Raw genomic sequence first — 2,492 nt, 5'->3', positions numbered from 1 at the left:
CTGCGCACGACCAGCAGGGCGTTGTCGGGCACCGACTGGCCGAGCGCGAGGCCCTGCGCCTTGCGGTCCTCCGACACGAGCGCGAGCCCCGCACGGACGGCCGCCCGGGGGCCGGTGATGCGCACGGGGGCGCCGTCGATGCGCATCGTGCCGCGCGTGAACGCCTGGATGCCGAACACGCCCTCCACGAGCTCCGTGCGTCCGGAGCCCTGGAGCCCGGCGACGCCGACGATCTCGCCGGCGCGCAGCGTGAGCGACACCCCGTCCACGTAGGCGTTGCCGCAGCCGTCGAGCTCGAGCCGCGGCTCCCCCACCTCGGTGCCCTCGAGCGCGTCGGGGAAGTACGACTGGATGGAGCGGCCGACCATGCGCCGCACGAGCTCGTCGGTCGTGAGCGCCGCGGTGTCGTCGGTGGACACGAGGGCGCCGTCCTTGAGGATGGTGATGCGGTCGCAGAGGTCGAAGATCTCCTTGAGCCGGTGCGACACGTAGAGCACCGCGACCCCGCGCGAGGTGAGCCGGCGGATGATGGCGTACAGCAGCTCGACCTCGCGGTCGCTGAGCGCCGCCGTCGGCTCGTCCATCGAGATGACCCGGGCGTCGAACGACAGGGCCTTCACGATCTCGACGATCTGCTGCTCGGCCACGGTGAGCGAGCCGACGCGGGCCTGCGGGTCGATGAACGACACCCCGAGGTCGTCGAGCAGTGCGCTCGTCTTCGCGTTCATGCCGCGCACGTCCACGAAGCCCGCCCGGCGCGGCTCACGTCCGAGGTACACGTTCTGCGCGACCGTGCGCTCGGGCAGGAGGGTGAATTCCTGGAACACGGTCACGATGCCCGCGTCCATGGCCTGCCGCGGGTGCGCGTGGTGCACCTCTTCGCCGAGGTACGTCAGGGTGCCCTCGTCGGCGGGCTGCACTCCGGCGATGATCTTCATGAGCGTGGACTTGCCCGCACCGTTCTCGCCCACGAGGCCGTGCACCTCACCCGGTCGCACGTCCAGGTCGACGCCGTGCAGCACCTCCACGCCGAAGAACGACTTGCGGATGCCGCGCGCCGCGAGCACGGGCTGCGTCGTCGTGGCGGTCATGCCGTCACCTCCACCCATCGGCCGTCGTGCGCCGCCGAGTCGAGCACGGCCTCGGTGAGCACGGCGGAGCGGTGTCCGTCGGCGAAGGTCGGGAGTCCGTCCGGTCGGGCCCCGCCGATCGCGGCGTACACGTCCGCCACGAAGCCGTTGAACGCGTCCTGGTAGCCCATCGCATGCCCCGCTGGCACCCGCTGCAGCCGGGCCGCATCGGCGCCGGCGGTCGCGGGGTCGCGCAGCAGCAGCCGGGACTCCTCGCGCATCCCGACCCAGAGCTCCTCCGGGCGCTCCTGCTCGAACCGCAGGCTCTGCCGCGAGCCGTGCAGCTCCAAAGTGAGGGCGTTCTTCCGCCCCGGTGCCATCTGCGAGATGAGCAGCGTGCCGAGCGCGCCGGAGCCGGTCTCGACGAGCACGGCGACGAGATCCTCGGTGTCGACGGCGTGCCCGCCGCGCTCCGCGTAGACGCGGCGGCTGCGGGCGCTGAGGGCACGGATGCGCTCTCCCGTGACGAACTCGATCAGGTCGCACAGGTGCGAGCCGATGTCGGCGAAGGCGCGCGAGGCGCCGCCTGCCTCAGACCTCACGCGCCAGTCGTCGTCACCGGGCAGCAGCATCCAGTCCTGGAGGTAGGAGCAGTCGAGGGTGAGCAGGTCTCCCGCCTCTCCCCTGGCGATGCGGGCCCTGGCCTCGCGCACCATGGGGTGGTAGCGGTAGATGAAGGGGACGGCGCCGATGAGGCCGGCCGCGGCGGCCGCCTCCGCGAGCTCGCGGGCGTCGTCCGCGGTGGTCGCGAGCGGCTTCTCGCAGATCACGTGCTTGCCGGCGTGCAGCGCGCGGCGCGCGAGGTCGGCGTGCGTGGCGTTGGGGGTGCAGATGTGCACCACGTCGATGTCGTCGGCGTCGAGGAGGGCGTCGGCGTCGACCTCCGCCCGCTCGGCCCCCAGGGCCTGGGCCGCATCGCGTCCGCCCGCGGCCGACCGGGTGGCGATCGCCCGCAGCTCTCCCCCTGCGTCGCGCGCTGCCGCGCGGTGGACGCGGGCCATGAATCCCCCGCCGAGGATGCCGGCTCGGATCGTCCCGAGACCGGTGTCTGTGACATCCGTTGTCATGTCGGGGAGTCTGACACATTCCGAACGACTTTTGCTAGCTTTTCGTCAAAAGTTGTTCGAACCGAATTCGAAGTTCTGCGTCTGCACTCCGAAGTGCTGTGGTTTACTGACCGAATGGTTGACGTGCTGAGGCCGGTCACGGTGCCCTCCCCGGGGACGGGCGAGATCTTCCAGATCCTCCGCGACGGCCAGGCGCGCACCAAGGCCGAGCTCGCGGCGCTCACCGGACTCGCCCGCTCGACGGTCGCCCTCCGTGTCGACGCGCTCCTCGCCGCCGGGCTCCTGCGGCCGGCGG

At 71.8% G+C, this 2,492-nt stretch carries 3 protein-coding genes; 1 reads left to right on the top strand and 2 read right to left on the bottom strand.

The features are described from left to right. Positions 1-1,091 (bottom strand): sugar ABC transporter ATP-binding protein (locus tag DW309_RS00370; RefSeq protein ID WP_136044198.1); only part of this gene is annotated, 1,091 nt, incomplete at its 3' end. Continuing rightward, the gene (locus DW309_RS00365; RefSeq protein WP_136044197.1) at positions 1,088-2,197 is read right to left on the bottom strand and encodes a Gfo/Idh/MocA family protein; all 1,110 of its coding nucleotides are present in this window, start codon (positions 2,195-2,197) and stop codon (positions 1,088-1,090) included. The genes DW309_RS00370 and DW309_RS00365, both read right to left, overlap by 4 nt. Before the next feature lie 114 nt (positions 2,198-2,311). On the opposite strand from DW309_RS00365, the gene DW309_RS00360 reads away from it, so the two are divergent. Continuing rightward, on the top strand, positions 2,312-2,492 hold a 181-nt coding region (locus tag DW309_RS00360; RefSeq protein WP_240753069.1), incomplete at its 3' end, for a winged helix-turn-helix domain-containing protein.

Source organism: Microbacterium sp. K41 (genome assembly GCF_004794395.1).
GTDB classification, from domain to species: Bacteria; Actinomycetota; Actinomycetes; order Actinomycetales; family Microbacteriaceae; genus Microbacterium; species Microbacterium sufflavum.
This window is presented reverse-complemented; position numbering and strand designations above follow the sequence as displayed.